The 24577-nt window shown below is 64.0% G+C and carries 22 protein-coding genes and 1 riboswitch; of the genes, 7 read left to right on the top strand and 15 right to left on the bottom strand.

Features of this window, described 5'->3' with window-relative positions; all coding sequences use genetic code 11:
* The first annotated feature begins 8 nt into the window (after positions 1-8).
* Positions 9-1160 carry an acetate/propionate family kinase gene (locus tag HWX91_RS07525; protein ID WP_028194525.1) on the top strand — a complete coding sequence of 384 codons (1152 nt, stop codon included), beginning with the start codon at positions 9-11 and terminating at the stop codon, positions 1158-1160.
* 2 nt (positions 1161-1162) lie between these two features.
* Here HWX91_RS07525 and HWX91_RS07520 read toward each other — a convergent pair whose 3' ends face one another.
* Together HWX91_RS07520 and HWX91_RS07515 are read right to left on the bottom strand one after the other, a co-directional pair.
* A complete protein-coding gene (locus tag HWX91_RS07520; RefSeq protein ID WP_042273903.1) occupies positions 1163-1423 on the bottom strand; it encodes a BON domain-containing protein in 261 nt (86 codons plus the stop codon).
* A gap of 229 nt (positions 1424-1652) precedes the next feature.
* The gene (locus HWX91_RS07515; RefSeq protein WP_028194523.1) at positions 1653-2864 is read right to left on the bottom strand and encodes a D-amino acid dehydrogenase; all 1212 of its coding nucleotides are present in this window, start codon (positions 2862-2864) and stop codon (positions 1653-1655) included.
* A gap of 174 nt (positions 2865-3038) precedes the next feature.
* Positions 3039-3132: riboswitch (glycine riboswitch) on the bottom strand.
* A gap of 209 nt (positions 3133-3341) precedes the next feature.
* Between HWX91_RS07515 and HWX91_RS07510 the strand changes: the two genes are divergently transcribed.
* Positions 3342-3974 carry a LysE family translocator gene (locus HWX91_RS07510; protein ID WP_028194522.1) on the top strand — a complete coding sequence of 211 codons (633 nt, stop codon included), beginning with the start codon at positions 3342-3344 and terminating at the stop codon, positions 3972-3974.
* Between the two features lie 18 nt (positions 3975-3992).
* Here the strand turns inward: HWX91_RS07510 and HWX91_RS07505 are convergent, their stop codons facing one another.
* Together HWX91_RS07505 and HWX91_RS07500 are read right to left on the bottom strand one after the other, a co-directional pair.
* A complete protein-coding gene (locus HWX91_RS07505) occupies positions 3993-4520 on the bottom strand; it encodes a GNAT family N-acetyltransferase (RefSeq protein WP_028194521.1) in 528 nt (175 codons plus the stop codon).
* Positions 4521-4532: 12 nt separating this feature from the next.
* A complete protein-coding gene (locus tag HWX91_RS07500; protein WP_028194520.1) occupies positions 4533-5105 on the bottom strand; it encodes a helix-turn-helix domain-containing protein in 573 nt (190 codons plus the stop codon).
* Positions 5106-5337: 232 nt separating this feature from the next.
* Between HWX91_RS07500 and HWX91_RS07495 the strand changes: the two genes are divergently transcribed.
* The gene (locus HWX91_RS07495) at positions 5338-6045 is read left to right on the top strand and encodes a YceH family protein (protein WP_028194519.1); all 708 of its coding nucleotides are present in this window, start codon (positions 5338-5340) and stop codon (positions 6043-6045) included.
* 62 nt (positions 6046-6107) lie between these two features.
* On the opposite strand, the gene HWX91_RS07490 is transcribed toward HWX91_RS07495, so the two are convergent.
* From HWX91_RS07490 to HWX91_RS07480, 3 genes are read right to left on the bottom strand one after another with little or no spacing between them, the layout of a single operon-like run.
* Entirely contained in the window at positions 6108-6974 is an 867-nt protein-coding gene (locus HWX91_RS07490) for a MipA/OmpV family protein (protein ID WP_081832930.1), read from the bottom strand.
* Positions 6971-7858, bottom strand: a complete 888-nt coding sequence (locus HWX91_RS07485; protein ID WP_028194517.1) for an alpha/beta hydrolase — start codon at positions 7856-7858, stop codon at positions 6971-6973. The genes HWX91_RS07490 and HWX91_RS07485 overlap by 4 nt, the downstream gene beginning before the upstream one ends.
* A gap of 3 nt (positions 7859-7861) precedes the next feature.
* On the bottom strand, positions 7862-8632 hold the full coding sequence (locus tag HWX91_RS07480; protein WP_028194516.1) for a DUF4118 domain-containing protein: 771 nt from the start codon (positions 8630-8632) through the stop codon (positions 7862-7864).
* 287 nt (positions 8633-8919) lie between these two features.
* Here HWX91_RS07480 and HWX91_RS07475 point away from each other — a divergent pair, with 287 nt between their 5' ends.
* Positions 8920-9654 carry a class I SAM-dependent methyltransferase gene (locus HWX91_RS07475; RefSeq protein WP_028194515.1) on the top strand — a complete coding sequence of 245 codons (735 nt, stop codon included), beginning with the start codon at positions 8920-8922 and terminating at the stop codon, positions 9652-9654.
* Between the two features lie 19 nt (positions 9655-9673).
* Here the strand turns inward: HWX91_RS07475 and HWX91_RS07470 are convergent, their stop codons facing one another.
* Both HWX91_RS07470 and HWX91_RS07465 read right to left on the bottom strand, forming a co-directional pair.
* Positions 9674-10192 carry an SLATT domain-containing protein gene (locus tag HWX91_RS07470; RefSeq protein ID WP_028194514.1) on the bottom strand — a complete coding sequence of 173 codons (519 nt, stop codon included), beginning with the start codon at positions 10190-10192 and terminating at the stop codon, positions 9674-9676.
* Between the two features lie 106 nt (positions 10193-10298).
* Complete coding sequence (locus HWX91_RS07465) at positions 10299-11360, bottom strand: LLM class flavin-dependent oxidoreductase (protein WP_028194513.1); 1062 nt, start codon at positions 11358-11360, stop codon at positions 10299-10301.
* A 175-nt stretch (positions 11361-11535) separates the two neighbouring features.
* On the opposite strand from HWX91_RS07465, the gene HWX91_RS07460 reads away from it, so the two are divergent.
* Entirely contained in the window at positions 11536-12510 is a 975-nt protein-coding gene (locus tag HWX91_RS07460) for an aliphatic sulfonate ABC transporter substrate-binding protein (protein WP_028194512.1), read from the top strand.
* Between the two features lie 204 nt (positions 12511-12714).
* On the opposite strand, the gene HWX91_RS07455 is transcribed toward HWX91_RS07460, so the two are convergent.
* The 3 genes from HWX91_RS07455 to HWX91_RS07445 form a co-directional block, all read right to left on the bottom strand.
* A complete protein-coding gene (locus tag HWX91_RS07455; RefSeq protein WP_028194511.1) occupies positions 12715-13995 on the bottom strand; it encodes an acyl-CoA dehydrogenase family protein in 1281 nt (426 codons plus the stop codon).
* Between the two features lie 192 nt (positions 13996-14187).
* Positions 14188-15231 carry a rod shape-determining protein gene (locus HWX91_RS07450; RefSeq protein WP_028194510.1) on the bottom strand — a complete coding sequence of 348 codons (1044 nt, stop codon included), beginning with the start codon at positions 15229-15231 and terminating at the stop codon, positions 14188-14190.
* Between the two features lie 122 nt (positions 15232-15353).
* Positions 15354-15752, bottom strand: coding sequence for a hypothetical protein (locus HWX91_RS07445; RefSeq protein ID WP_028194509.1), 399 nt, complete (start codon positions 15750-15752; stop codon positions 15354-15356).
* A gap of 256 nt (positions 15753-16008) precedes the next feature.
* On the opposite strand from HWX91_RS07445, the gene HWX91_RS07440 reads away from it, so the two are divergent.
* Both HWX91_RS07440 and HWX91_RS07435 read left to right on the top strand, forming a co-directional pair.
* Entirely contained in the window at positions 16009-16686 is a 678-nt protein-coding gene (locus HWX91_RS07440; protein ID WP_028194508.1) for a heavy metal response regulator transcription factor, read from the top strand.
* Complete coding sequence (locus HWX91_RS07435) at positions 16686-18278, top strand: heavy metal sensor histidine kinase (RefSeq protein ID WP_028194507.1); 1593 nt, start codon at positions 16686-16688, stop codon at positions 18276-18278. The genes HWX91_RS07440 and HWX91_RS07435 overlap by 1 nt, the downstream gene beginning before the upstream one ends.
* Here HWX91_RS07435 and HWX91_RS07430 read toward each other — a convergent pair.
* Genes HWX91_RS07430 through HWX91_RS07420 form a run of 3 tightly spaced genes read right to left on the bottom strand, consistent with a single transcriptional unit; the run spans position 18259 to position 24367 of the window.
* Entirely contained in the window at positions 18259-19743 is a 1485-nt protein-coding gene (locus HWX91_RS07430) for an efflux transporter outer membrane subunit (RefSeq protein WP_375792426.1), read from the bottom strand. The two genes, HWX91_RS07435 and HWX91_RS07430, sit on opposite strands and share 20 nt — an antisense overlap.
* Before the next feature lie 27 nt (positions 19744-19770).
* Entirely contained in the window at positions 19771-21102 is a 1332-nt protein-coding gene (locus HWX91_RS07425) for an efflux RND transporter periplasmic adaptor subunit (RefSeq protein ID WP_028194505.1), read from the bottom strand.
* Between the two features lie 19 nt (positions 21103-21121).
* Positions 21122-24367, bottom strand: coding sequence for an efflux RND transporter permease subunit (locus HWX91_RS07420; RefSeq protein WP_028194504.1), 3246 nt, complete (start codon positions 24365-24367; stop codon positions 21122-21124).
* Positions 24368-24577: the final 210 nt, after the last annotated feature.

Raw genomic sequence — 24577 nt, 5'->3', positions numbered from 1 at the left:
GGCGGCCCATGCATACTCAAGACGCCACCCAGGTTCCGACGATTCTGGTGCTGAACAGCGGTTCATCGTCGCTGAAGTTCGGGCTGTTTACACACGCGGGCGGCGATGAATCGTTGCTGCTCGCCGGCAGTGCGGAAGGAATTGGCCGTAGTGACGGCAGCTTGCGCATCACGTCGCCCGACGGCCGCGTGCTGGTGCAGCAGGAGCGCGTGCTGGAATCGCAGACCGACGCGTTGCAGGTGCTCGCGCGCGTCCTTGCGGAGCAGAAGCACCCGCAGCCGGCGGCGGTGGGGCATCGGGTGGTGCATGGCGGCCCGCACCTGCGGGCGCATCAGCGCTTGACACCCGAAGTGCGCCAGCGCTTGCAGGATGCCGTGCATTTCGCGCCTTTGCATATTCCGCCGGCGCTCGCCTTGATCGACGAGGCATCCGCGATCTTCAGCGACGCGCAACATTTCGTCTGTTTCGACACGGCGTTTCATTCGACACTGCCGCCGCGTGCGGCGCAGCTTGCATTGCCGCGCCGCTATCTGGATGCGGGCGTGATTCGCTACGGTTTTCACGGCCTTTCGTACGAATCGCTGGTCACGCGGCTTGGCGCCGATTTGCCAGCGCGAGCGGTGTTCGCGCATCTGGGCAACGGTTCGAGTTTGTGTGCGCTGCAGAACGGCAAGTCCGTCGATACGTCGATGGGGCTGACGCCGACCGGCGGCGTGCCGATGGGCACACGCAGTGGCGATCTCGACCCAGGTGTGCTGCTGTATCTGATGCGCGTGGAGCATCTCGATGCCGATGCACTGGAGACGCTGTTGAACCGCCAGAGCGGTCTGGCCGGTTACGCCGATGGCGAAAGCGATATGCAGGCGCTGGAGAAGCGCGCCGCGGCGGGGGATGCGAATGCGTCGCTGGCGCTGGAGGCGTTTGCTACCGCCGTGCGTAAGACGATCGGCGCTTATGCGGCCTTGCTGGGCGGGATCGACTTGCTGGTGTTCACGGGCGGCATCGGCGAGCACAGCGCGGAGATTCGCCGTCGCGTCTGTGATGGGCTCGCTTTCATGGGGCTGGTGGAGGGCGATCCGGCGGGGAAGGTGAGGGCGATTCACACCGAGGAGGAAAAGCAGATTGCACGGCATTGCCGGGCACTGTTGCAAGCTGGTTGATGCTATCCGGCCTTGATTCTGGTTCGATCGGTGACACCCGCGACGCCGAACAGGCGGGATACGTCTTCGAGCGCCGCGGTTTTCTGATGGATGTCCTGGAGAACACCTCGCAAGGTGACTCTGCCGCGCTCGACTTTTACTTTCACCTTATCCCTGGGGACGGCCGCGTCCCAAGAGAGCCGCCTCACGGCTTCCGCCGCGATCTGGTCATCGCTAAAGCGTGGGCTGCCGGTGCTGCGCACGGTGAGGTGGTCGCGAGGCATGACGCTCTCCTGTTTGTTTCACTATCGGCGAATAGGCTCGGTGCACATCTCGTCCGAGCCCGGAATTACGGCAGAAACTCGCGTGGTGCCGCAGTGCGTTCCGCAGTGCGTTCCGCAGTGCGCTCAATGGTGAGCGCACCTTTAATGTCATCGGCCGAACCAAGCCATGATGTTAACCTGGCTTTTCAGGCGCGCATTCTGGTAACGGCATGCCCGCGAGTGCGTGGGCCTATTCAATAACCCCGGCTACCGCCTGCGCCGTGGCTGCCGACAACGTCCAGCCCAGATGCCCGTGGCCGGTGTTGTAGAACACCCCACGCCGTTTGCCGCGGCCCACCTTCGGCAGCATGTTCGGCAACATCGGCCGCAAGCCCGCCCACGGAATCACGCGCGAAGTCGACACCTCGGGAAAATGCCGGCGCGTCCAGTCCACCAGCGGAGCGATCCGGTCCGAGCGGATATCGCGGTTAAAGCCGTTGATCTCCGCCGTGCCCGCCACGCGGAAACGATCGACGCCGAGCCGGCTCGTCACGATCTTCGCGCTGTCGTCGAGCAGGCTCACCCACGGCGCGCGCTGTTGGCTGACTTCATCGTCGAGGCATACGGTGATCGAATAGCCCTTCACCGGATAGACGTTCACGTGATCGCCCAGCATCGCCGCAAAGTCGCGGCTCTTCACTCCCGCGCACACGACGATCCGCTCAAAGGCAAAACGCTGCGACTCGCCCGCGAGATTGACCGTCATCGAAAACCGTCCTTCGGCCGGCTGCTCGATCGCTGTGATCTCGGCATCGTAGTGAAACTCGACGCCGTGCCGCGCGCAGGCGTCGGCCAGGCCGCGTGTGAATTTATGAATGTCGCCGGTCGAGTCGGAGGGCGTGAAGAACCCGCCGAAAAAATCGCCATGCAGCGTAGGCTCGATCCGCTGCAACTCCGTGGCCGTCACCGGATTGCGATCGAGGCCGCCTTCGCGCAACAACGCATTCACCTTGTTCGCCGCGTCGAATTCCTTGCGGGTCTTGTAGATGTGCAGAATGCCGCGCCGCTCCAGATCGAAGTCGATCCCTTCGCGCTCGGCAATCGAAAACAGATGCTCGCGCGCCGCAATCGCGAGCCGGACGGTCTCGACCGTGTTCGCGCGGTAATGCGGAATCTGCCGCAGAAACTCACCCATCCACGAATACTTGTGCCACGTGGGCATGGGATTGAGCAGCAGCGGGGCGTCGCGCGTGAGCATCCAGCGCAGGCCCTTCAGTACGGTGGCGGCGCTGTTCCAGACTTCCGCATTGCTGGCGGACAACTGCCCGCCATTGGCGAACGAGGTCTCCATCGCAGCATAGCGATGACGCTCGAACACGGTGACGTGGTGGCCGCGCTGCGCGAGGGCGTGAGCAGTCGTGACGCCGGTAATGCCGGCGCCGATAATGGCGATTCGTGACATGACATGATCCAGAGTAGTTGGGCATCACCGGTGTCGATTTCGTGTCGAAACCGGCGTCGATGCCCCATCTGTCCATGTACCTGAGAGTTTCTTCCCGCGAGCAAAGGAGCGCGATCTAGGCGCCATGCCGGGAATCCCCTTCGGTGGGCGCGCACGGCGCCGCTCTCCAGATGTTCCTGCTGCGCGGTCCTTTTGCCTGAGAGTTTCCGGGGCGGTTGCTCCGTCGGCGTCGTCACAAGCCTCTGACGATCTCTCCCGCACTGCATTGCAGAACGGCTCGACAATACCGGGCAAAAAATTTCGCCGCAAGTGTTTCGTGCGATGCAGCGCCCAATCGATCCGCCGAGCACTTGCGCCGGGCAAGCTGAAAAGCCCCATCGGCAGGACGGCGATTGGGGTTGGCGGGGGCGACATCGGCTATGACATCGGCTATATTCGGCGGCATAGTGCCCGCCTTCAATCGCCAGAGGAGCCGCCGTGCCCACTGCTACAACGTTGCTCGCCTTTGCCCTGGTCTCACTCGGCATGGTGCTTACGCCGGGTCCGAACATGATCTACCTGATCTCGCGATCGCTCTGCCAGGGGCGGCGCGCCGGGCTCGTGTCACTCGGCGGCGTCGCGCTCGGCTACGTGTTCTACATGTTTTGTGCCGCATTCGGTATCACGGCGCTGCTGTTGACGGTGCCTTATGCCTACGACGCGCTGCGTTTCGGCGGCGCGCTTTACCTGCTATATCTGGCCTGGCAGGCGGTCAAGCCGGGCGGGCGCTCACCGTTCCAGGTGCGCGACCTGCCGCACGACAGCCGCCGCAAGCTCTTTACGATGGGCCTCGTCACGAACCTCGCGAATCCGAAGATCGCGGTCATGTACCTGTCGCTGCTGCCGCAGTTCATTTCGCCGGGGCACGGCAGCGTGCTGTCGCAATCGATCGCGCTCGGCTGCGTGCAGATCGTCATCGCGGTCACGGTCAATGCCTTGATTGCCAGCATGGCGGGTTCGATCGCCGGCTTTCTCGCCGGGCGGCCGGTGTGGCTGCTGGTGCAACGCTGGCTGATGGGCACCGTGCTCGCCGGCCTGGCCGTGCGGATCGCGTTCGACGCGCGCCGTTAAATCACGCGCTCAGGCTCGTCACAACGCCTTGTACATGATGGTGGTCGAGTCGAGCCGCTCTTCCTGCGTGTCGCGGCAAAACTGCGGGATCACACCGGCCGTTTGATAACCCAGCGCGGCGTAAAGCGGCTCCGCTTTGTCGCCGGTGCGCGTATCCAGCGTCAGCAGGCTGCGCTGCAGTTGCAGCGCACGGCGCTCCAGCTCCGCCATCAGCGCTTTGGCAATGCCCTGGCGGCGAAACGCCGGGTGAACCAGCAGCTTGCGCACTTCGGCGCGATGGCGTTGATTCGGCATCGTGTCGTAATCGAGTTGCACGGTGCCCGCGATCGACTCGCCATGACGCGCGACGAACAAGACCAGCGCGCCCGCACGCAGCGACGGCAACACCTTGCCGCTCCAGAATGCCTCACTCTCCGCGACGCTGTGCGGCAACACAAAGCCCACGCTCGCGCCGTCATGGACGCAGGCACGCAGCAGCGCGCCGAGTTCGGGCAGATGCCGGACGAGGTCGTCGGCGGAGAAGGTCGTGATTTTGGGGGCGCTCATGGTAGCTGGAACTCAGACGATGAAGAGAATGTAGCGGGCCGCGCTGTGCGCGGGCGTGGCGAAAGCACTGGGGCCGAATAACTGATAGCGCAGACAGTCGCCGGCTTGCAGGTCGTGACTCCGGCCGTCGACGGTGATCTGCAATTGCCCTTCGAGCAGGATCAGATGATGTTCGAGGCCGGCTCGCGGCGATGCGTCGTAATCGATTCGCGCGCCGGCATCGAGTTCGCATTCCAGTGCCTCGCCGCTCAGCGCCTGAGCCGGTGGCGACACGGAGCGGCGCCGGAAGCCGATGCTCGCGTCGGTCCAGACGGCCTGCGCATTGCGCGGCACCAGCGGCGCGAAGTCTTCTTCGACCATGTGCATGAGGCGCGACATCGGCAAGCCGTAGGCGACGCACAGCTTGCCCAGCACGCTGGCCGTGGGGCTCACGGCGGCGTTTTCGAGGCGGGACAGCGTGGCGCGGCTGACGTTGCTGAGTTTCGCGAGATCGTCGAGGGACCAGTTGCGCTCGGCGCGCAGCGCTCGCAGACGCTGGGCAATGCGGCGGTCGATGGCGTTGTCGTCGGAGGGCGTGTTTTCCATATTCGGGAAATTATCTCCAATGTGGGAATTCGTCAACGAGAAAAAAACATCCGAGGGACGCGAACGCGGTCAGGGCGGCCGGTTCATCGCAGAGATTCGTACACCGCGCGTGGCCTGGACGTTTATGATGGTGCCCACCAACTAAAACCCGCCGCCCGGTTGCGCAACGGGGCTGTGCATCGATCACGCACACTGTCCACGAGACCCGGCGGCGCTTGCCGCGACATCCTCTATGAACTCCACTCCCGACGCTGTTTCCCGCCCCTCCATCCGCGCGTTGACCTTGCTTGAAGGGCGCGTGCTCGGCGTGCTGGTCGAAAAGCAGCACACCGTGCCGGACAGCTATCCGCTTTCGCTGAACGCACTGACCTTGGGCTGCAACCAGAAGACCGGCCGATCGCCCGTGATCAACGCGACCGAAGCCGAAGTGCTGACCGCCGTCGATGGCCTGAAGCGCCTGAGCCTCGTGATGGAAGGCAGCAGCAGCCGCGTGCCGCGCTTCGAGCACAACATGAATCGTGTCCTGGGCTTGCCGAGTCAGTCGGCGGCCTTGCTGACCACCTTGCTGCTGCGCGGCCCGCAGACCGCCGCCGAGTTGCGCCTGAACAGCGCGCGCCTGCATGGATTTGCCGACATTTCGTCGGTCGAGGCGTTCCTCGACGAACTGGCGGCCAACGATCCGCCGCGCGTAGTGAAACTGGCCCGCACACCGGGCGAACGCGAAAACCGCTGGATGCATCTGCTATGCGGCGAAGTCAGCGCGAGTGAGCTCGCGCAACCGGGTGGGGAAGACGAGGTAGTGCCGCTGTCGGCGTTCGAGGCGGTAAAAGCCGAGCAGAAACGGCTCGCCGACGAGTTGAGCCGGCTTCAGGCGGTGGTACGGCGCATGGCCGCTGAACTGGGCATTGAAATCGATCAACCGTCCGGCACGGAAGACTGAAGTCCGCTTGGCTGGTCGTGTGCTGCTCGCGCGCTGCGAGTGAGCGCGCGAGCAGCCGGAAACTAGAACTTGTAGTTCACCGAAGCGAGCGTATTGAGCTCGAATCTTTTTTCGGTAATCGGGCTATTGGCCGCGTCGTGTTCCAGCCGCCCGAAAGTCGCGGAAACCGAGCCATTCCAGTGTTTGGAAAAGTCGTACGTCACCATGGCGTTCATGTGGATGTCCCGTACGCCGGCGCTGGTGCTATACGTGGGCAATCCCGAGGCCGCGCTCTGCTGTCCGGATACGCCGAAGAAAGTCCGGGTATAAGTCCCGTTCGCCCACGTAAAGCCCGGGCCCACGGAGAACAGCCAGCCGCCAACCGGCGCGGACGCCACGAAATCCGTGCTGACCGTGGTCCCCTGATGATGGCCGGCGATATCCTGGTACAACGCCACCGAGCCGGTAAACGCCCACCACGTGTAGTCGGCGAAAAGCTTCAGTTTTGGGCCGCCATGCACGTCGCCCAGTCCATGCAAACGCGGGTCGTCGGACTCCTTGCGAGTCTGGAAGTCGAAACTGAACGCCGCGCCCACGTGATAGGCCGGACCGCGCAGCACGTTGACACCCAGCACGTCGGGACCCTGCGAGAAAATCCGGTCGTCGTAGGAGATATCCAGCGAGGGAAACGGGAAGAAGCTTAGCTGTCGCGAGCCCGGGTATTTGGGGGTGATCACGAGACCTGGCCCCACGCCGATTTTCCATTTGCTGTCGGCGGCCGCGCTAGTGCCCGCGTCAGGCGTCGCATTCGGACTTGCATCGTCCGCGTAGGCCGCGCGCGCGGCGCACAGGCCGAGAGCCGCGGCGAGCAGCAACGACCGGCGTGCGGTTTGACCGAATCTGCGCGTGCTGCGCCGCGACGCGCGTGTGGCCTTGGCCGGCGCGGTCATACGCGCTCCTTGCCGAGTGCCGCGAGTTGTCTGAGGCGCCGCGCCAGGGCCTTCGAGACCACCGGTTGCTTGCCGCTGTCGTCGCCGCCGTGGGCCACTTCACTCTCGCGCAGAAACAGCGCGGTTTCACGCGCGACGATTTCGCGCTCGTTGTCCGACGTAATCATGTGATACGAATCGTCCAGCCAGATTGTTCGTAAGAAGGCAGCGCCGATATTCGCGGCGACAAAGCGTGCATTGCGCGGGCTCGACGTCTCGTCGTCGATTGCATGAACAATCAGGCAATCGGTCTTGATGTCGCGCACCTGCGTGCGCACACTCGCGGCGAGGCGGCTTGCCTCGTGCAATGCCGGCAATGAAATCGTCGACGGACCGACTTCGCTGAAGTCGCTGCGCTGCATGGCGCGGGCGATCTTCGCCCTGAGCGCTTCGTTGCGCAAACCGAACGGTGCTTCCTCGCGGTAGCGCCAGCGTTTGCGTAGTGGCGTGAAGTACGCCCAGTTGAGCAGGAATCGATACCAGGGGATCGCCCAGCCGTCGTAAGAGAGCGTCAGCGACAACAGCACGAGCGAGCGCGCCGCGGGACGGCGATGCGCGAGCGCGAGCGCCAGCGCCGCACCGATCGACAGCCCGCAGATCGAGACGTGAGCAAAGCGCGCGGCCAGCGCGTCGTATTCGCGCACGGCGGCGTCGAGCCACGCTTCCATCGCCGCCTCTTCGGAACCGGCGCTATAGCCCGGCAGAACAGGTGCGCAAGTAGTGAAACCCTCGGCATTCAGATAGCGCGCGAGAAAGCGTAATTCGAGCGGCGAACTCGACAGCCCGTGCAGCATCAGCACGGCATGGTCGTCGCCGGGTAAGAACAGGCTCGTAGGCTGGCTCATGGATCAGTCTCCGATCCGCAGCACGAGGAATTCGCCGGCGTGCGTGGTGAAGCGTTCACACATGCACTCGGTCAGCCTCGACGCGCCGTCGGCGCCTTTCATGCGGACGCGATGACTGCCGGGCCACAGCGCCTTGCTGAGCCGCTGGATGTCTTCGGTATCGACGTCGGCAAAACGCGGACCCGGCGCAATTTCGTTGGGCAGACGCGGCAACAGGCCGGGCGTCCTGACGTCGTCCACTTGCTGCAGCGCATCGCGTTCGAGCGCCTGAATGAAAATGAAGGTCCGGTGATGGTGCGACAGATGGCGCAGCAGCCGGTGCGTTTCGTCGACGGCGCGGCGTGCGAGCAAGCGTTCGTTGTCGTGCCGCAGCAGCATTTCATAGCGTGACTGCGCGACCGAGGCGATCAGTTCGGCGCGAAACTGCGACCGGCGCAGACGTTCGATCAAGACGATGACGAGCAGCGTCACCAGCGGATACGAGATCAGCAGAAGCAGGTCGGCGCTATTGAATACGGTGATGGCTGCGTAGGGCGGGACGAACAGATAGTCGGCGATACCCAGGCCGAGCAGCATGACCGCGAGCGCTGGCGCCAGCCCGCAAAAATACTCGACCAGGGCCGCCGCGATGCAGAACGCGGTGCCCGGCATGATCGGTCCGAGTAGCGGATGGAGCAACATGCGCACACCGCTGGCGATCGCCAATGCGGCGGCCGCGGTGAGCCAGACGCGTGTTCCCCGTGGTGCCCAACGACGGGCGTTTTGGACTTCCATAATATTTTTTTTAGGGAGCGATTGCGCTTCCCGATTGAGTGTGGCAATGCGCTTTAAAGCGCAGGTCGGACAATACCATAATCGGAGCGGCGTGAAGGCCCCGAAAGAAGGGCCCCGACAGAAGTAAATACCGGCGGTCCCGGCGGTCGTATTGCGTTGCGAACCGCCGATCGAAAAACGTGCTCGCGAATAGGGGTTATTCTCACTGACAAATCGCACGTCGGCGGGTTTGGCAGGTATACAGCAGGCGGCGCCGTTGCTTCAATTGAAGTTAAGCCAATTTACAAATGGCACAGAACATTTACGACGACCCCATTTTCTTCGAGAACTACAGTCAATTGGGTCGCTCGACGCAAGGCCTTGCCGGCGCCGCCGAATGGCCGGCGTTGCGCGCGATGCTGCCGGAGATGCTTGGCCTGAAGGTGATCGATCTTGGCTGCGGCTATGGCTGGTTCTGCCGGTGGGCGCGCGAAGCGGGCGCAGCCACGGTGCTCGGCCTCGATGTTTCGCAGAAGATGCTGGAACGGGCGGAATCGTCGACGAACGATCAGGCGGTGACCTATGCCCGAGCCGATCTCGAACATCTCGACTTGCCGGAGGCCGGTTTCGATCTCGTCTACAGCTCGCTCGCGTTCCACTACATCGAAAATCTGCGCGGCCTGTTCGACACGGTGCACCGCGCGCTGGTGCCGGGCGGGCGCCTCGTGTTCTCGATCGAACACCCGATTTTCATGGCGCCGCGTGAGCCAGGCTGGTCGGTCGATGCGGATGGCCATAAGCACTGGCCACTCGACAGCTACCAGCTAGAAGGGCCCCGCGTGACGAACTGGCTGGCCGACGGGGTCGTCAAGCAGCACCGCACCATCGGCACCTTGCTCAATCACCTGATCGGCGCGGGCCTCACTATCGCCCATGTCGACGAGTGGGGGCCGACCGAGGCCGATCTTGCCGCGCGGCCTGAACTGGCGGAAGAGCGCGAACGGCCGATGCTGCTACTGGTGTCCGCGATACGCCAGTCTTAAGGCGACGGGGAATGGCCGGTCAGGCGTCGCGGCTTCTGCGCGGTTCGTCGGCGAGGGTTCGCTGCGTGCGGTAAAAGACGCGGGGCGGCACGTTCGGCGAATCTTCAGCGAGCCGGTCGAGTTCGTCGCGAATCGCGCTCAGATAGTGGCCGTCGCGGGCATCCGCGTCGCCGGCGTAGATCGCTTCAAGCTTGCGCCGCACCGCGCCATAGCGCGCGCCGGCCGCGCGATGCTTCTCGGCGCGCTCCGCGTAGCGGAAGAATGTTTGCAGCGCGGCGGAGACCGCCGCCGCCACGCTGACCGCGCCCACGGAAATCCTGAGCGCCGGTGACACAGCTGTCGCATTCAACGACGCAAACACGGCCGTGCCCACAAAGGCCGTCAATACGGTAACCAGCCAGCCGATGCCGCGCTCTCGCGCGCAGAGCAGGTCGGCCATGTCGTAATGGCTCATCTGGGATTCGCGCGCGCGCCGGATCCACTTCAGCAGAAGCTGGTCTTCGTCGACCGGGGGCTCGTAGGCAGTCGGGTTTTTCATGGGGCTCGTCGGGGCTATTCAGTGTCGCCAAGCGTAGCGCATGGGGTTGACGATACTGTGCCACATGCCGGCAACGAACTGATCGCCGCGTAACCGGCGTGGTGGATCAGCCGAGCAGGCGGCGCACCCGTGGAATAACTTCTTCGGCAAAAATACGCATATCGGTCTCGAATGGCTGGAATTGCAGCATGAACAGTTCGATTCCCGCGCGATGAAACGCGGCGATCCGCTGCGCGACGGTGTCGTAGCTGCCGACGAGGCCGGCGGCCGTGCCGCCGTTCGAGCCCACACGTGGGGTTTGCGCGAAGGTCTGGAACATCACCGCCTTCGGGTCGATGTTCGATTTCTGTTGCTCGCGCAACGGGGCGTCTTTCGCGGCCAACGTGAAGAGATGATCGAGGTGTCGATTGGCCGCCTCATCGCTTTGGCGCGCAATCACGAACGCTGACAAACCAAATCGCAACGGCTCGTGCGACTCAGGGCGCTTGCGCCCCGCGACATTCGCAATCAGCGCTTTGACATCGGCGAGGGGCTGGCCGTTGATGAACCAGACGTCGCCTTTGTCCGCGACCAGTTCCCGCGCCGGTTCCGATTCACCGCCGACATAGATGCGCGGACGGCTGCGAAACGGGTCCGCGGGCCGCAATAGATAGTCATCCACATTAAAATGCGCTCCGCGAAACCGGGTGCGTTCGCCACGCAGCAAGGAATCGACCACCGTAATCCACTCGCGCCCGTAGGCATAACGCGCGTCGTGCTCCGCGAAGCCGATGCCGGCACGCTCCAGTTCAGGGCGATTCCATGCGTTGACAAGATTGATGGCGAAGCGCCCACCGCTGATGTGCTCGATCTGCTGCGCCATCTTGGCCAGCACCACAGGGTGATACAGATAAGGCTTGATCGCGGCGATGATTTCGATGCGCCCGGTCAGTGCCGCGAGCGCGGCCGATGCAGTCCACGCTTCGAGTTGATCGAAATCGGAATTGTGCGGGTTGATCGTATGTTGCGCGACCAGCACGGAGTCGTAGCCGAGCCGTTCGGCCTCGAGAACGAGCGCCTTGTTTCTCGCCCATGACGCGTCGTACGGTTCATCGGGGTCCTGCAACGCGGCACGGCTGCCGTGAACCAATGCCCAGATGCCGAAGCGGGGAGGGAGTGCCGAGGTCATGCAGAAATCTCCACGGGAAAGCGTGTCCGTCAATTCGTATCAAACCTCGAATGATGAGCGATGCCGCCGTCACGCGTTCCAATTTCTGCCCATATCGATCGATGAAATCGGTCTTTGGGCGGGCGTCGTTCTTTTATATATTCGTCGATTCCCCCAAGCACTTGAACGTTGATCGATGCCATCCGTTTTCTCCCGCTCGCGAATCCTGCGACGCCTCTGCGTGTGCCTGACCTTGATTGGCGGCGTCCTGTCGGCCAGCGTGGCAAGCGCTAACGAAACCGTGTCGATCAGCTACCAGCGGTCGTCGACGCTGTTCATCCTGCTGAAACGAACCGGCGCGCTGGAAAAGAAACTCAACGCGCTCGGCTATGACGTGAGCTGGCACGAGTTTTCAACGGGCCTGCTGCAATCGCTGAACGCCGGCAGCGTCGATTTGCATGCGGATGTCGCGGATGCGTTTGCGCTCTTCACGCAGGCTGCCAACGCACCGCTTACGTACTACGCCGAAGAAACCTCCGCGCCCACCGCCCAGGCGATCATCGTGCCGCCGGATTCGCCGATTCATTCGGTAGCCGACCTCAAGGGCAAGCGCGTGGCGGTATCCAAAGGCTCGGGATGCAATTTCCTGCTGCTGAGCGCTCTGGCTAAAGCAGGGCTGACGATCAACGACATCCAGGTGCGCTATCTTGAGGCGCCCGATGCGCTCGCTGCATTCCGTGGCGGCAACATCGATGCATGGGCCATCTGGGACCCATTCCTCGCCGCACAGCAGCGTGATGCGCACGTTCGCGTGGTGGCGGACGGCAGCGGCCGGGTCGCCCAATACAACCGTTTTTACACGGCGACCACGGCCTTCGCCGACAAGCACCCGGACGTGCTGCGCGTCGTATTCGATGAATTGAACGCCACCGGCAAATGGGTCAAAGCGCATCCCCAGGAAGCCGCGCAGATTCTCGGCCCGGTGTGGGGCAACATTCCGGGGCCGACTGTCGAATTGGCCAATAGCCGCCGCAGCTATGAGATCGTGCCGGTGAAACGCGATCAGCTGGCTGAGCAGCAGCGCATCGCCGACACCTACCGCGCGGCCGGGCTGATTCCCGCCGCCTTGAAAGCGACGGACATCCGTATCTGGACGCCTCCGGCGAAGTGATCCACGTATCCGGACCGCGCCGTCGAGCCGAGCTTCGGTGTGGGATAAACCAGCGACGCAGCGCTTCTTCCAGGCCTTCGGTGGTGTTTTCTTCAGCGACCCCGGGCCACGCAGGCGTCCGGGCGGATCAGCATAGATTCCCCTCCCTCCCGCCAGCGCTCTTCAGGCCGCTTACGCGGCCTTAGTCGTTTTTGGTGCGCGCTTTTAAAGCTGCGTCGCAGCGGTGGCGGCTTCCGGATTCCGCGCCACACCGAACCTTTCCTGATGGGCTTTTCCGTTCAGGTAGAAGTCACCAATCGCGGCTTCGCGGGTGATCGCCGGGTTGTGCGATGCGAGCACTCGCGCATTGCGCCAGTAGCGATCGAAGCGGCGCGTTTCGCTGGTTGCCGATGCACCGCCTACTTCGAACAGCAGCGTTGCCGCCTGCAGGGTCTGCTCGATGACGATCTGCTGCGCCTGGAAGGTCTGGATATCGAGGCGGATATAGGTTTGCTCGTCGGCCCGGCCTTCCTGCCGCGCCACGGATACCGCATCGATCGAGCGGGCAAGCGATGCGCTGATACTTTGTGTCGAGTAAGCAAGGCTCGCGAGACGGCCGACGACACGATGCACCAATGGATTGTCGCGCGGGCTCGATTCACCGGGAACACCGAAGGTTCTCGTCCTGGCTTGCGTGAACGTCACGGCATCGCGCAGCGCCGCACGGCTGATACCGGCCAGATTGGCGATATGCAACGCCTGATAGTACGCGGTCAGCAGACTGTTGCGGCGAGGTTCGGCCGCGCTATAGCGGCGGTACAGATTGTCGAGCGAGACCGGCACATGCTCGAAACGCGCCGTGCCGCTGCCGGTCAGGCGCTGCCCGAAACCGTCCCAGTCGTCGATTCGCGAGAGGCCTGGCGTGTCGCTCCTGACGAGCACACGCACGTCGCTCTGTCCGTCGTGTGCGGTGACGTCGACCCAGTCCGCGTAGAGCGTGCCGGTGGTGTAGTACTTCTCGCCGTCCAGATACCAGGCGCCGTCGGTTTGCGTGAGACGCACGCTGTTGCTGGTGGTGCCGGTGCGCTCGGATACGGCGCCGCCGATGATCTGTCCTTGTGCGATGCGCGTGAACCAGCGGTCGCGCAGCGGTTCGTCGCTACTTTCCAGCAGCGCTTCGATGAACCCGCCGTGTACGCGCAGGATTTGCGGAAGGTTCGAGTCGGCCTCGCCAAGCCGCGTGACTAGCGCGAGGAACGCTGTAAATGTGACGCCTTCGCCACCGTACTTTTTCGGCACGCGCAGTCTGGTATAGCCGGCCTCGCGCAGCCATTCCACGGGAGCGTACGGAAGTTCGCGATTCTGCTCGCGTTCTACCGCGCCTTCGGCGATGCGGGTGAAGATGGGAATGAAACGCCGGGTCAGCTCGTCTTCAGCGAACAGTTCCGCTGCGTCTGCGCCAAGTTGATCTGGATTCTGGTTTAGCTGCGATTCGGATGCTGGCATGAGTCCTCCAATACGGGTCCGCAAACTGGGAACGGTACGGGAGGGGGGCAGGGACTAGCAACCAAGTATTTGGTCGTTTCTTAGAAGGTGGCGTGAAATGGGTTGTTCGCCGGTGCGCTGGAGCAGCACGGTGCGCTCGATGCGCCTGATGCAAGCAACGCAATGCGTGGCAAAGCAACTGCCACGCCCCTCTCACTCGTACGAAAACGCGCCGCCGAACTTGTCCATCCGCTCCAGCGCCATGCCCGAGCCGCGCACCACGCAGGTCAGCGGCGCCTCGGCGACGAACACCGGCAGGCCGGTTTCTTCGGCCAGCAGGCGATCGAGGTCGCGCAGCAGTGCGCCTCCCCCTGCGAGCATGATGCCGCGTTCGGCGATGTCGGCGCCCAGTTCCGGCGGCGTCTGTTCGAGCGCGATCTTTACCGCCGAGACGATCTGGTTCAGCGGGTCGGTGAGGGCTTCGAGAATCTCGTTGCTGGACACCGTGAAGCTGCGTGGAATGCCTTCGGACATATTGCGGCCCTTGACTTCCATCTCCTTGACCTCGGAGCCCGGAAAGGCAGAGCCGATTTCCTTCTTGATCGCCTCGGCGGTCTGTTCGCCGATCAGCATGCCGTAGTTACGGCGAATGTAGTTGACGATCGCATCGTCGAACTTGTCGCCGCCTACGCGCACCGAGCCCTTGTAGACCACACCGCCGAGCGAGATCACGCCCACTTCGGTGGTGCCGCCGCCGATATCGACCACCATCGAGCCGGTCGCTTCCGACACCGGCAAACCGGCGCCGGTGGCCGCGGCCATCGGTTCTTCGATCAGATAGACCTGCGAGGCGCCGGCGCTATGCGCGGCTTCCTTGATCGCGCGGCGCTCGACCTGGGTCGAACCGCACGGCACGCAGATGATGATGCGCGGCGACGGTGCGAACATTCGCGATTCGTGCGCCATCTGGATGAAGCGCTTGATCATCTGCTGGGTGATGTTGAAGTCGGCGATCACGCCGTCCTTCATCGGGCGGATCGCCTCGATATTGCCCGGCACCTTGCCGAGCATCTGTTTCGCTTCCTTGCCGACGGCCAGAATGATCTTCTTGCCGTTCGGGCCGCCTTCCTGACGAATCGACACCACCGACGGTTCGTCCAGCACGATGCCCTTGCCACGCATGTAGATAAGGGTGTTCGACGTGCCGAGGTCGATTGCCAGGTCGTTGGAAAAATAGCCACGCAGAAAACCGAACATTCAAATTCCTGTCTCGCTGATACCGGACGCGTGAGCGCGCCGCTTAGGAATGCCGCCCGGAGGCGGCAGGCGACCAGGTGGCGGTCGGCAGAGAGGGAAGAATAACAGTTTCGGCAGGCGGACTACCGGGGTGCGCGTACTCGCAGCGCGTTGCCGGCCTGCCATTTGATGCGTTCGCAATTGCTTTTGACCCGCGCCGCGAACTCCGCCGGGCTGTTGAGTTGCAGCGAGCGCATCTGGATCGTATCGCTATCGCCGCGCCGCCAGCCGTTCTGCCAGCGCGTATCGAACTGGCTGGCCTCGGTGAGCACCTTTCTCAGCTTCTCCTTGTATTCGGCCACCTCCTGCGCGGAGACGCCACAGAATTCCCGGTCGAAGCGGGCACGCTGGCCCGCGGCTTCCGCGCTGGCGTTGGCACTGTCCTCGCTGGCGGACGCGGGCCGTGGCTGGGCCAGCAGCAGAAGCGGTAGCAGGAGCACCAGCGCGAGCAGGGGACGGCGGCAAGATTGGTTTTTAGACACGATTGGCTCCTTCTGGCCGTATTCCGGCGCCGCAACGAGTCGCGGGGATCGCGCGAGTAGTGCGCGAGTAGGACGGCAGTAGCTGCTGCCATCCATCTTACCGTGTCTGGCTGGAGCTTCCACCGGCCGGCGCGGCCAGCCTGAAAACGGCGTTGTGCCGCACCGCGGCGTGCTGCCGCCAACATTACCGGATCGTAATCATCTCGCGCTTCGCTTGCCGGTATGATCTAGCGATCAAGCACAGCGGAGCACTCCCATGCGAATCCTGGTGATCGAGGATGAGCTCAAAACAGCGGCTTATCTGAAGAAAGGCCTGGAAGAATCGGGCTACGCGGTCGATGTCGCGAACGACGGCCCACAAGGGCTGATCCTCGCACAGGAAGAAGAGTACGACGTGATCGTGCTCGACGTGATGCTGCCCGGCATGGACGGCTGGACTGTCGTCAAGACCTTGCGCAGCACGCGGACCACGCCGGTGTTGTTCCTCACCGCACGCGACGATGTCGACGACCGCGTGCGCGGTCTCGAACTCGGCGCCGACGATTATCTCGTCAAGCCGTTCGCCTTCGTCGAATTGCTGGCCCGCGTGCGTACGCTGGCACGCCGGGGGCCGCCGCGCGAAAGCGAACTGATCAAGGTGGGCGATCTGGAAATGGACGTCAATCGCCGGCGCGTGAAACGCGGCGGCACGCGTATCGATCTCACGCCGCGCGAGTTTTCGCTGTTGCAGTTGCTGGCGCGCCGTCAGGGTGAAGTGCTGAGCCGCACGCAGATTGCGTCCTATGTATGGGACATGAATTTCGACAGCGATACCAATGTCGTCGAGGTGGCGATTCGCCGGCTGCGCACCAAGATCGACGATAACTTTCCCGTCAAGCTGATTCACACCGTGCGCGGCGTCGGCTACGTACTCGAACTGAAGGATACCGCTTGATGCGTGGCCGCTCGCTCGCCGCAACGCTCGCGCTTGCCTTCGGTGTCACCACGCTCGCGGTTTTCGTGCTCGTCGGGAGTTTTCTGTACCTTGCGCTGGAAAAACAGATCAAGGCGCAAGACGATCTCGACATCGTGCTCGCCGCACGCCACGCACGGCGGCTTGCTGAGGAGCTCGACGCGGCGAAGGGGATCCGCGAGCACGGCGACCGCCTGACCAGTCTCGTGCTGGGTAATGAAGCGATGTCGATGGAGGTGTTCGGTCCCGATGGGCATATGGCGATCGAACACAATGCCGGGGAAACCTTCCCGGCGCCGGGCGGCACGGCCGGCAGCGCGGTTTCGGCGGTTTCCGCTGTTTCCAGTGCGTCGAGTGCTCCCATAGCAGTGGGTGGGGCAAGCGAGCCGGACGACGCGAGCGCGACAAGCGATCTCCAGGATCCCGGCGAGACCGCCGAACCAGGCGGCGTCCAGACGCTCGACGCGTTGCCGCCGCTCAAGCGCATTGCCGCTTCTGCACGCATTACCGACGCGGACATCGGCGCCTGGACCGGCCGGCACGGTGCGCCGATCCGCGGCATTCTCGCGGATGCGCGCCTGCATGACGGCGACACGGCGACCGTGCTGATCGCGCGCAACATGAGCGACCGCTGGCGGCTGCTCGACCGCTACCGCGACAAGCTCCACATCGCCGGCGCGGTGGGTGTGATTCTCGCGGTGCTGCTGAGCTATCTGCTGATTCGCGCCGCGATGCGGCCGCTGCGCGATATCGCGGCGAGCGCGGCCGGTGTCACGGTCAATCGATTGAATACGCGAATCGCGGTGGCGCGCGTCCCGAGCGAACTTGAAGCCCTGGTGAACGCACTCAATGCGATGCTCGAACGCGTCGACCGCGGCTTTCAGCACCTGTCGCGCTTCACCGCCGATCTCGCGCACGATATGCGCACGCCGCTTGGCAATATGCGTGGCGCCACCGAAGTCGCGCTCGCCCGGCCACGCTCCACCGAGGAATACGAGTCGCTGCTCGCATCGAATCTGGAGGAATGCGACCGCCTCGCGCGAATGATCGAAAACGTGCTGTTTCTTGCCCGTGCCGAGCATCCGCAATTCGTCAAACATATGCGCGAGTTCGATGCGGGGCAGGAGTTGACGCGGATCGCCGAATACTTCGAAGGTATTGCCGAGGAAGCTAATGTCAGCGTGCAGGTTTCCGGTTCCGCGATGCTGACGGCGGATCTCGAACTGTTCCGCCGCGCCGTCAGCAATCTGCTTGCCAACGCGATTCGCTATACGCCACGCGGCGGCGAGATCGCGCTCGATGTCCACGCTTTCGCCGACAGGGTACGCGTCACCGTATCGAACCAGGGGCAGCCGATTGCCTCCGAGCATCTCGAACGGATTTTCGACCGTTTCTATCGCATCGATCCGTCGCGCAGTGCCTTGCCTTCGTCCGGCGTATCGCAAGGCTCGCCGGGTTCGACGGGGCTCGGGCTTGCCATCGTGCGCACGATCATGGAATTACACGGCGGCACCGTGCATGCGGAAAGCGACGCGCAGAGCACGCGCTTCGTGCTTACGTTCCGGCGGGTTTAAGGGCGGGCAGCGTCCCGCCCAGCGCCTTTAACAACAACACGCTCGCCTCCAGCCGTCGCGCCGCGATCTGATCCGCCATGCGCTGATTCGTCAACGCAATCGTCTGCGCCGTCACCACGTCGAGATAACTGACCGCCCCCGCATTGAAGCGATTCGTCGTGAGCCGCAACGACAGATCGGCGGCCGTGGTCGCGCGCTGCTGGCTGGCGGCTTCGTCGGCGAGCGAGTGCAGGGCGGACAGATTGTCCTCGACCTGCTGGAAAGCCACCAGCACCGATTGCCGGTAGTCCGCGACCGCGCCGTCGTACTGCGCCGTCGCGCCATGCAGGCTGGCGGTGCGCTTGCCGCCGTCGAACAGCGTGCCGACCAGTTGCGGGCCGAGCGACCAGAACAGGCTCGGTGCGCTCAACCACGGCGCGAAGAAGGTACTTTCCAGGCCCGCGCTCGCCGACAGCACCAGATCGGGGAAGAACGCCGCGTGCGCCACGCCGATCTGCGCGTTCGCCGCCGCCACACGTCGTTCGGCGGCTGCAATATCAGGCCGGCGTTCGAGCAGTTGCGACGGCACGCCGACGGGAATCGCCGGCGGCGTCGCGGCCGAGCCGTTCGGCGGCAGCGTGAAGCTCGAAGCCGGCTCGCCGATCAGCGTGGCAATCGCATGCTGCATCTGCGCGCGGGTGACGTCGATGTCGGTGTCCTGCGTGCGGGTCGCTTCGAGTTGGGTGGTGGCCTGAGCGACCGCGGAGGCGTCGATCGCGCCGTCTTTTAGTTGCTGCTCCAGCAGCTTCAGGGCGGCGGCGTAGGCGGTTACGCTGTCGTCGAGCAGCTTCTTTTGCGTGTCGAGCGAGCGCAGGGAGAAATAGTCGACCGCGAGATCGGCGCTCATCGACAGACGCACGGCTTCGAGATCGGCCTCGCTCGCAGCGGCATCGGCCCGCGCGCCGGTCACGCTGTCGCGCACGCGGCCGAACAGGTCAGGTTCCCAACTCGCCGATACGCCGGCCGAATAGTCCGGTACGGTCTTGCCCGCGAGTGATTTGCCCTCGACGTTCTGTGAGGTCCGGAAACGGTCCTGCGCGGCACCGGCCGTGATTGTCGGGAAAAAACCGGCGCGCTGATAATCCACCATCGAACGTGCCTGCTCGACCTGTGCAACCGCTTTGCGCACGGTCTGGTTCGAGACGTCGATGCGGGCTTCGAGTTGATTCAGCACCGGGTCGTTGAAAATCGTCCACCAGGGGCCACGCGGCGCGGTGTCAGCCGGCGCGGCCTGGGCCCAACCCGGCGCCGTGCCTGCGTACTGCGAGGGCATCTGGACGGCGGGGCGCTGGTACGGCGGCAACGTCGAGCAGGCGCTCAGCAGCGCGCCGATCAGCACGGCCACCAACGAGCGGCGTAACAGCGGACGTAATTGCAGACGCAACAGCGGACGCAACGGCGGGCGTGACGGCGAGTTTGAAGACATTAGGCTCATCCTTTCCATGACAGGCGCTCAGCCATGCGCGGCCGGCGCGATCTGCACGAGCTGACCGGTACTCAGCGAATCGCCGGGGTTGTCGATCACTCGGTCGGTCGCGGCGAGGCCCGTGGTGATCTCCACATGCGTGCCGAAATCGCGGCCGATGTGCACCGTCCTGAGCGCTGCACGGCCATTGCCGTCGACCACGGCAACCGTCACGCCATCCGGACGAAACAGCAGCGCGCTCACCGGCAGATCGAGCGCCGGAGTGGTCGATTGCAACTGCAGATGCACCTGCGCGTAAGCGCCCGGCAGCAGCGCGCCGTCCTTGTTGTCGACGTCCACTTCGACGCGCAATGTGCGGCTCGCCGGATCGATCGAGCCGCTCGTGCGCGCTACCCTCGCCGCGATGTGCCGCCCGGGATACTGCTGGACGCTCAGATACACGCCGGTGTCGGGCGTGACGTAGGGCGCGTCGTTCTGCGGCACGTCGACGAACACGCGCAGCACGCCCGTCTGCTGAATATGAAACAGCTCGCCCGACATACCCGGCGTGCCGGGCGTGCCGCCCGCCGTCACCAGGCTGCCGACATCGACATTGCGCGCGGTGATCGTGCCGTCGAACGGCGCGGTGATCTTTTCGTAGGACACCAGCTCGGCCAGATGCGCGACGTTGGCCTGCGCCGACGCCAGCATCGCGCGCCGCGCCTCCATGTCGCTAACCTTCGTATCCGCATCCTGCTGCGCGACCGATTGGGTTTTCAGCATCTCCTGCCAGCGCTGCGCCGTGGTTTTCGCGAAGTCGAAGTTGGCCTGCGCGGTGGCTTCGTCGGCACGCGCCTGACGCAGTTGTGCGTCCAGATCGGGGGCGTCGATCGTGGCGAGCGTCTGACCGGCTTTCACCTGGGTGCCGATGTCGGCGCTCCAGTGCGCCACGTAGCCGCTCGTGCGCGCGTAGATCGATGCTTCGGCGAAGGGCGTCACCGCGCCGGGCAGCAGCAATTCGTGGACAGCAGGCGCGGGGCGCGGTAAGACCACGGACACGCTGAGCGCGCTTTGCGCTTGCGTCTGTTGCGTGAGCGCGGCGCTGGCATGCAACCGCGGCACGATGCCGGCGATCAGCAGCGCCGCGGCAAGGCCGGTCAATGCCAGCGGCCACATGCGGCGGCGAGGCTTGAGGCTGGTGGGCAAACCGGCGGCGCGTGGGTCCTCGCTGGCGCTCGCCGGCCGGGCCGGCTCGGCGGCATGCGCGGTGTCGGCTGCGCGTGACGCTTCGCTGCCCTCGGCAGCCGTGGCGGCGCGATCAGCCTCGCGGGCCGGTTCAAGCCCGTCGCCGAGATCGGGTGGAAGTGATGAGTTGTTCATGAGCGGGCTCTCGTCGGAGTCAAAGTGTGCGGGCGGGAACGCGGGATTCCTGGGCGGCGGTGCGAGCCGCGCGGCGTTTGTCGAGCCATGCATGCACCGTCCCGTAGACGACGGGAACAAACAGCAGCGTGGATACCGTGCCGAGCGCGAGGCCGCCGATGACGGCGCGGCCAAGCGGCGCATTCTGTTCGCCGCCGTCGCCGAGGCCGAGCGCCATGGGCAGCATGCCGATCAGCATCGCGAGCGCGGTCATGAGTACTGGCCGGAAGCGGCTGAAACCCGCCTCGAGCGCAGCTTGCAGCGGTGGTTTGCCGCCGTGGTGGAATTCGCGCGCGGTGTTGATCACCAGAATGCTGTTGGCCGTGGCAATGCCAATGCACAGGATCGTGCCGGTCAGCGCCGGCACGCTCAGGCTCGTGCCGGTGCTGAACAGCATCCATGCAATGCCCGCGAGCGAGCCCGGCAGGCCGCTGATGATGATGAGCGGATCGAGCCACGACTGAAAATTGACGACCATCAGCAGATAGACGAGCGCGATCGCGAACACCAGACCGCTGGCGAGTCCGCTGAAGGAATCGTGCATCGCCTGCACCTGGCCGCGCATCACAATCGACGCACCGGGCGGCAATTGCGGGCGGATCTGATCGACCAGCCGGGTTACGTCCGCCGCCACGCCGCCGAGATCGCGCCCTTGTGCCGACGCGAAGATATCGAGCACCGGTTGCACGTTGTAGTGCGAGACGACGGCCTGCTGCGTGACGCGCGTCAGCGTGCTCAGCGCGCCGAGCAGGTTCTGCGGCGCGGGGCCGTTGCCGGTCGGCGCAATGGACGCTGCCGTCGCGCCCGTACTGGCAGCGCCGCTCTGTGCAACAGGAATATTGGCGAGCGCCTGCAGCGAGTTGATGTCGTACTGCGGCATCATCGCCATCAGCGGATAGCTGACGCCGTTCTTCGGATCGAGCCAGAAATTCGGCGTGGTTTGCGAACTGCCGGAAAGCGCGATCAGCAGATTCTGCGAGACGTCGCGTTGCAGCAGGCCGGCCTGAATTGCCCGGGTACGGTCGACATTGACGTTGATCGCGGGTTCGTCACCCGGTTGCTGGATGCGCGCATCGACGAGCCCGCGCACACCGCGCAGTTGTTCGAGCAGGCGGTTCGCTACGACACGATTGGCGTCGAGCTTGTTGCCGACGATCTGGATATCGATCGGCGCGGGCAGCCCAAAGTTCAGAATCTGGCTGACGATGTCGGCGGGCAGGAACGCAAACGTAACGCCGGGAAAATCTTTCGATAGCACGGTGCGCAGCGTCGTCACATAGGCGGCCGTGGGTTTGTGGCCGGCGGCGAGCGTGATCATTACCTCGGCGTCTTCCGGGCCAATCGGGTCGGAGGAATCGTAGGTCAGGTTGATGCCGCTCACCGGCACACCGATGTTGTCGAGCATGGCCGCGAGCTCCTGTTTCGGGATCACGCTGCGCACGCGGGCCTCGACTTCATCGGTGATGCGCGCGGTGTCTTCGATGCGCGTGCCGGTCGGCGCACGCAAATGCAGGCGAATTTCGCCGGTATCGACGGCAGGGAAGAAATCGCGGCCGGCGAATGGCACGAGCACGAGCGAGCCGATACACAGCAACAGGAAGATGGCGATGAAACGGCGCGGCGTCGCGATCGCCGAGCCAAGTACGCCGCGATAGCGTTCGCGCAACCGCTCGAAGCGATGTTCGAAGGCGGCCTGGAAGCGGATCAGGCGCGCGATCGGGCCATTACCCTTGACCGGTGCGTTGCTGCGCGCACGCATCAGATACATCGCGAGGGTCGGCACCAGCGTACGCGAGAAGAAATACGACGCGATCATCGCGAATACCACCGCTTCGGCGAGCGGCACGAACAGATAACGCGCCACGCCGGAAAGCAGGAACATCGGCACGAACACGATGCAGATAGACAGTGTCGAGACGAACGTCGGCACGGCGATTTCGCCGGAGCCGTTCAGAATCGCGTCGTGCAGCGGCTCGCCGTTTTCCAGATGATGGGTGATGTTTTCGATCGCGACCGTGGCGTCGTCGACGAGAATCCCCACCGCGAGCGCGAGCCCGCCGAGCGTCATGATGTTGATGGTCTGGCCCAGCGCGGACAGCGCGATCAATGAGGTCAGCACCGCAAGCGGAATCGACACCGCGATGATCAGCGTGGCGCGCCAACTGCCGAGGAACAGCAGGATCATCAACGCGGTCAACGCGGCGGCGATCACGGCCTCGCGCGCCACGCCCATCACCGCCGACTTCACGAACACCGATTGGTCGGACAACGCGGTGATATGCAGCGCGCTCGGCAAACCGGCGGCGATATGCGGCAGCATCGCCTTGACCTGCTGGATGATGGTCAAGGTCGACGTGCTGCCGGATTTTTCGATGGTGAGGAGCGCGGCGCGTTTGCCGTCGCTGCGCACGATGTTGGTTTGCGGCGCGTAGCCGTCGCGCACATGGGCGACGTCGCGCACGTACACCACGCCGCCAGCCACGGTCTTGACCGGCAGGTCGTTCAGCGCGGCCACCGTGTCGGTGCTGCCGTTCATCTGGACGTTGTATTCCTTCGTGCCGATCTTGGCGGTGCCGCCCGGCAGGATCAGGTTCTGTGCGTTGACGGCGTTAACCACGTCGAGCGGGGCAAGACCTTTGGCTTGCAGCGCGCGCGGATCGATATCGACCATGATCTGGCGCACCTTGCCACCGAACGGCAGCGGCACCGATGCGCCTTGCACCGTCGCCAGTTGCGTGCGGATCTGGCTGTTGCCGAGGTCGTAGAGCTGCTGTTCGGACAGCGTATTGCTGGAGAGTCCGAGTTGCAGGATCGGCACTGTCGACGCGTTGTACGTAATGATGTTCGGCGGCAGGGTGCCGGGCGGCAGCACGCGCAGGATCGACGCGGAATTGGAAGCCGCCTCGGCGATCGCGCGATTGATGTCCGCGCCCGGGTGGAAAAAGATCTTGACCACCGAGACGCCATTCAGCGATTGCGACTCGATGTGCTCGATATCGTCGACGTCGGAGGTCAGCGCACGTTCATAGTTCGACGTGATGCGGTTGGCCATGTCCTGGGCGGAAAAGCCGTTGTACGTCCAGACGATGCTGACCACCGGGATATTGATGTTCGGAAAGATATCGGTCGGCGTGCGGAGTATCGTGAGCGGCCCAACGATAAAGATCAACACCGCGAGAACCACGAAGGTATATGGGCGGCGCAGCGCGAGCTTGACGATCCACATGACGGTTTCCTGAAAAGAGGCAGAGGGAGGCGAGCGTCCTGCTGGAGCGCCTGGCGGCACGCGACGCGGGCTTCTTGATGAGTCAGGAGTGTGGAGAAGAGGCGCTTACCGGCGACGGTCCGCTAGATTACGGTTCTGTTATCTGCCGTTCTTCTTTGAGGTCTTTTGTTTAAGCGCGACGTATAGATAACAAAACGGTAATCCGCGGGT

The sequence above is a fragment of the Paraburkholderia fungorum genome, from assembly GCF_902833645.1.
In the GTDB taxonomy this organism is placed as follows: Bacteria; Pseudomonadota; Gammaproteobacteria; order Burkholderiales; family Burkholderiaceae; genus Paraburkholderia; species Paraburkholderia fungorum.
Note: the sequence above shows the minus strand (reverse complement) of the source record. Positions and strands in the feature narration are given on the sequence as shown.

Excerpts from the sequence above, each read along its gene's own strand:
- HWX91_RS07525 (WP_028194525.1), top strand. The coding sequence starts at position 9 with ATGCATACTCAAGACGCCACCCAGGTTCCGACGATTCTGGTGCTGAAC.
- HWX91_RS07520 (WP_042273903.1), bottom strand. The coding sequence starts at position 1,423 with ATGCCTCGCGACCACCTCACCGTGCGCAGCACCGGCAGCCCACGCTTT.
- HWX91_RS07515 (WP_028194523.1), bottom strand. The coding sequence starts at position 2,864 with ATGTCACGAATCGCCATTATCGGCGCCGGCATTACCGGCGTCACGACT.
- HWX91_RS07505 (WP_028194521.1), bottom strand. The coding sequence starts at position 4,520 with ATGAGCGCCCCCAAAATCACGACCTTCTCCGCCGACGACCTCGTCCGG.
- HWX91_RS07500 (WP_028194520.1), bottom strand. The coding sequence starts at position 5,105 with ATGGAAAACACGCCCTCCGACGACAACGCCATCGACCGCCGCATTGCC.
- HWX91_RS07495 (WP_028194519.1), top strand. The coding sequence starts at position 5,338 with ATGAACTCCACTCCCGACGCTGTTTCCCGCCCCTCCATCCGCGCGTTG.
- HWX91_RS07490 (WP_081832930.1), bottom strand. The coding sequence starts at position 6,974 with ATGACCGCGCCGGCCAAGGCCACACGCGCGTCGCGGCGCAGCACGCGC.
- HWX91_RS07485 (WP_028194517.1), bottom strand. The coding sequence starts at position 7,858 with ATGAGCCAGCCTACGAGCCTGTTCTTACCCGGCGACGACCATGCCGTG.
- HWX91_RS07480 (WP_028194516.1), bottom strand. The coding sequence starts at position 8,632 with ATGGAAGTCCAAAACGCCCGTCGTTGGGCACCACGGGGAACACGCGTC.
- HWX91_RS07475 (WP_028194515.1), top strand. The coding sequence starts at position 8,920 with ATGGCACAGAACATTTACGACGACCCCATTTTCTTCGAGAACTACAGT.
- HWX91_RS07470 (WP_028194514.1), bottom strand. The coding sequence starts at position 10,192 with ATGAAAAACCCGACTGCCTACGAGCCCCCGGTCGACGAAGACCAGCTT.
- HWX91_RS07465 (WP_028194513.1), bottom strand. The coding sequence starts at position 11,360 with ATGACCTCGGCACTCCCTCCCCGCTTCGGCATCTGGGCATTGGTTCAC.
- HWX91_RS07460 (WP_028194512.1), top strand. The coding sequence starts at position 11,536 with ATGCCATCCGTTTTCTCCCGCTCGCGAATCCTGCGACGCCTCTGCGTG.
- HWX91_RS07455 (WP_028194511.1), bottom strand. The coding sequence starts at position 13,995 with ATGCCAGCATCCGAATCGCAGCTAAACCAGAATCCAGATCAACTTGGC.
- HWX91_RS07450 (WP_028194510.1), bottom strand. The coding sequence starts at position 15,231 with ATGTTCGGTTTTCTGCGTGGCTATTTTTCCAACGACCTGGCAATCGAC.
- HWX91_RS07440 (WP_028194508.1), top strand. The coding sequence starts at position 16,009 with ATGCGAATCCTGGTGATCGAGGATGAGCTCAAAACAGCGGCTTATCTG.
- HWX91_RS07435 (WP_028194507.1), top strand. The coding sequence starts at position 16,686 with ATGCGTGGCCGCTCGCTCGCCGCAACGCTCGCGCTTGCCTTCGGTGTC.
- HWX91_RS07430 (WP_375792426.1), bottom strand. The coding sequence starts at position 19,743 with ATGTCTTCAAACTCGCCGTCACGCCCGCCGTTGCGTCCGCTGTTGCGT.
- HWX91_RS07425 (WP_028194505.1), bottom strand. The coding sequence starts at position 21,102 with ATGAACAACTCATCACTTCCACCCGATCTCGGCGACGGGCTTGAACCG.
- HWX91_RS07420 (WP_028194504.1), bottom strand. The coding sequence starts at position 24,367 with ATGTGGATCGTCAAGCTCGCGCTGCGCCGCCCATATACCTTCGTGGTT.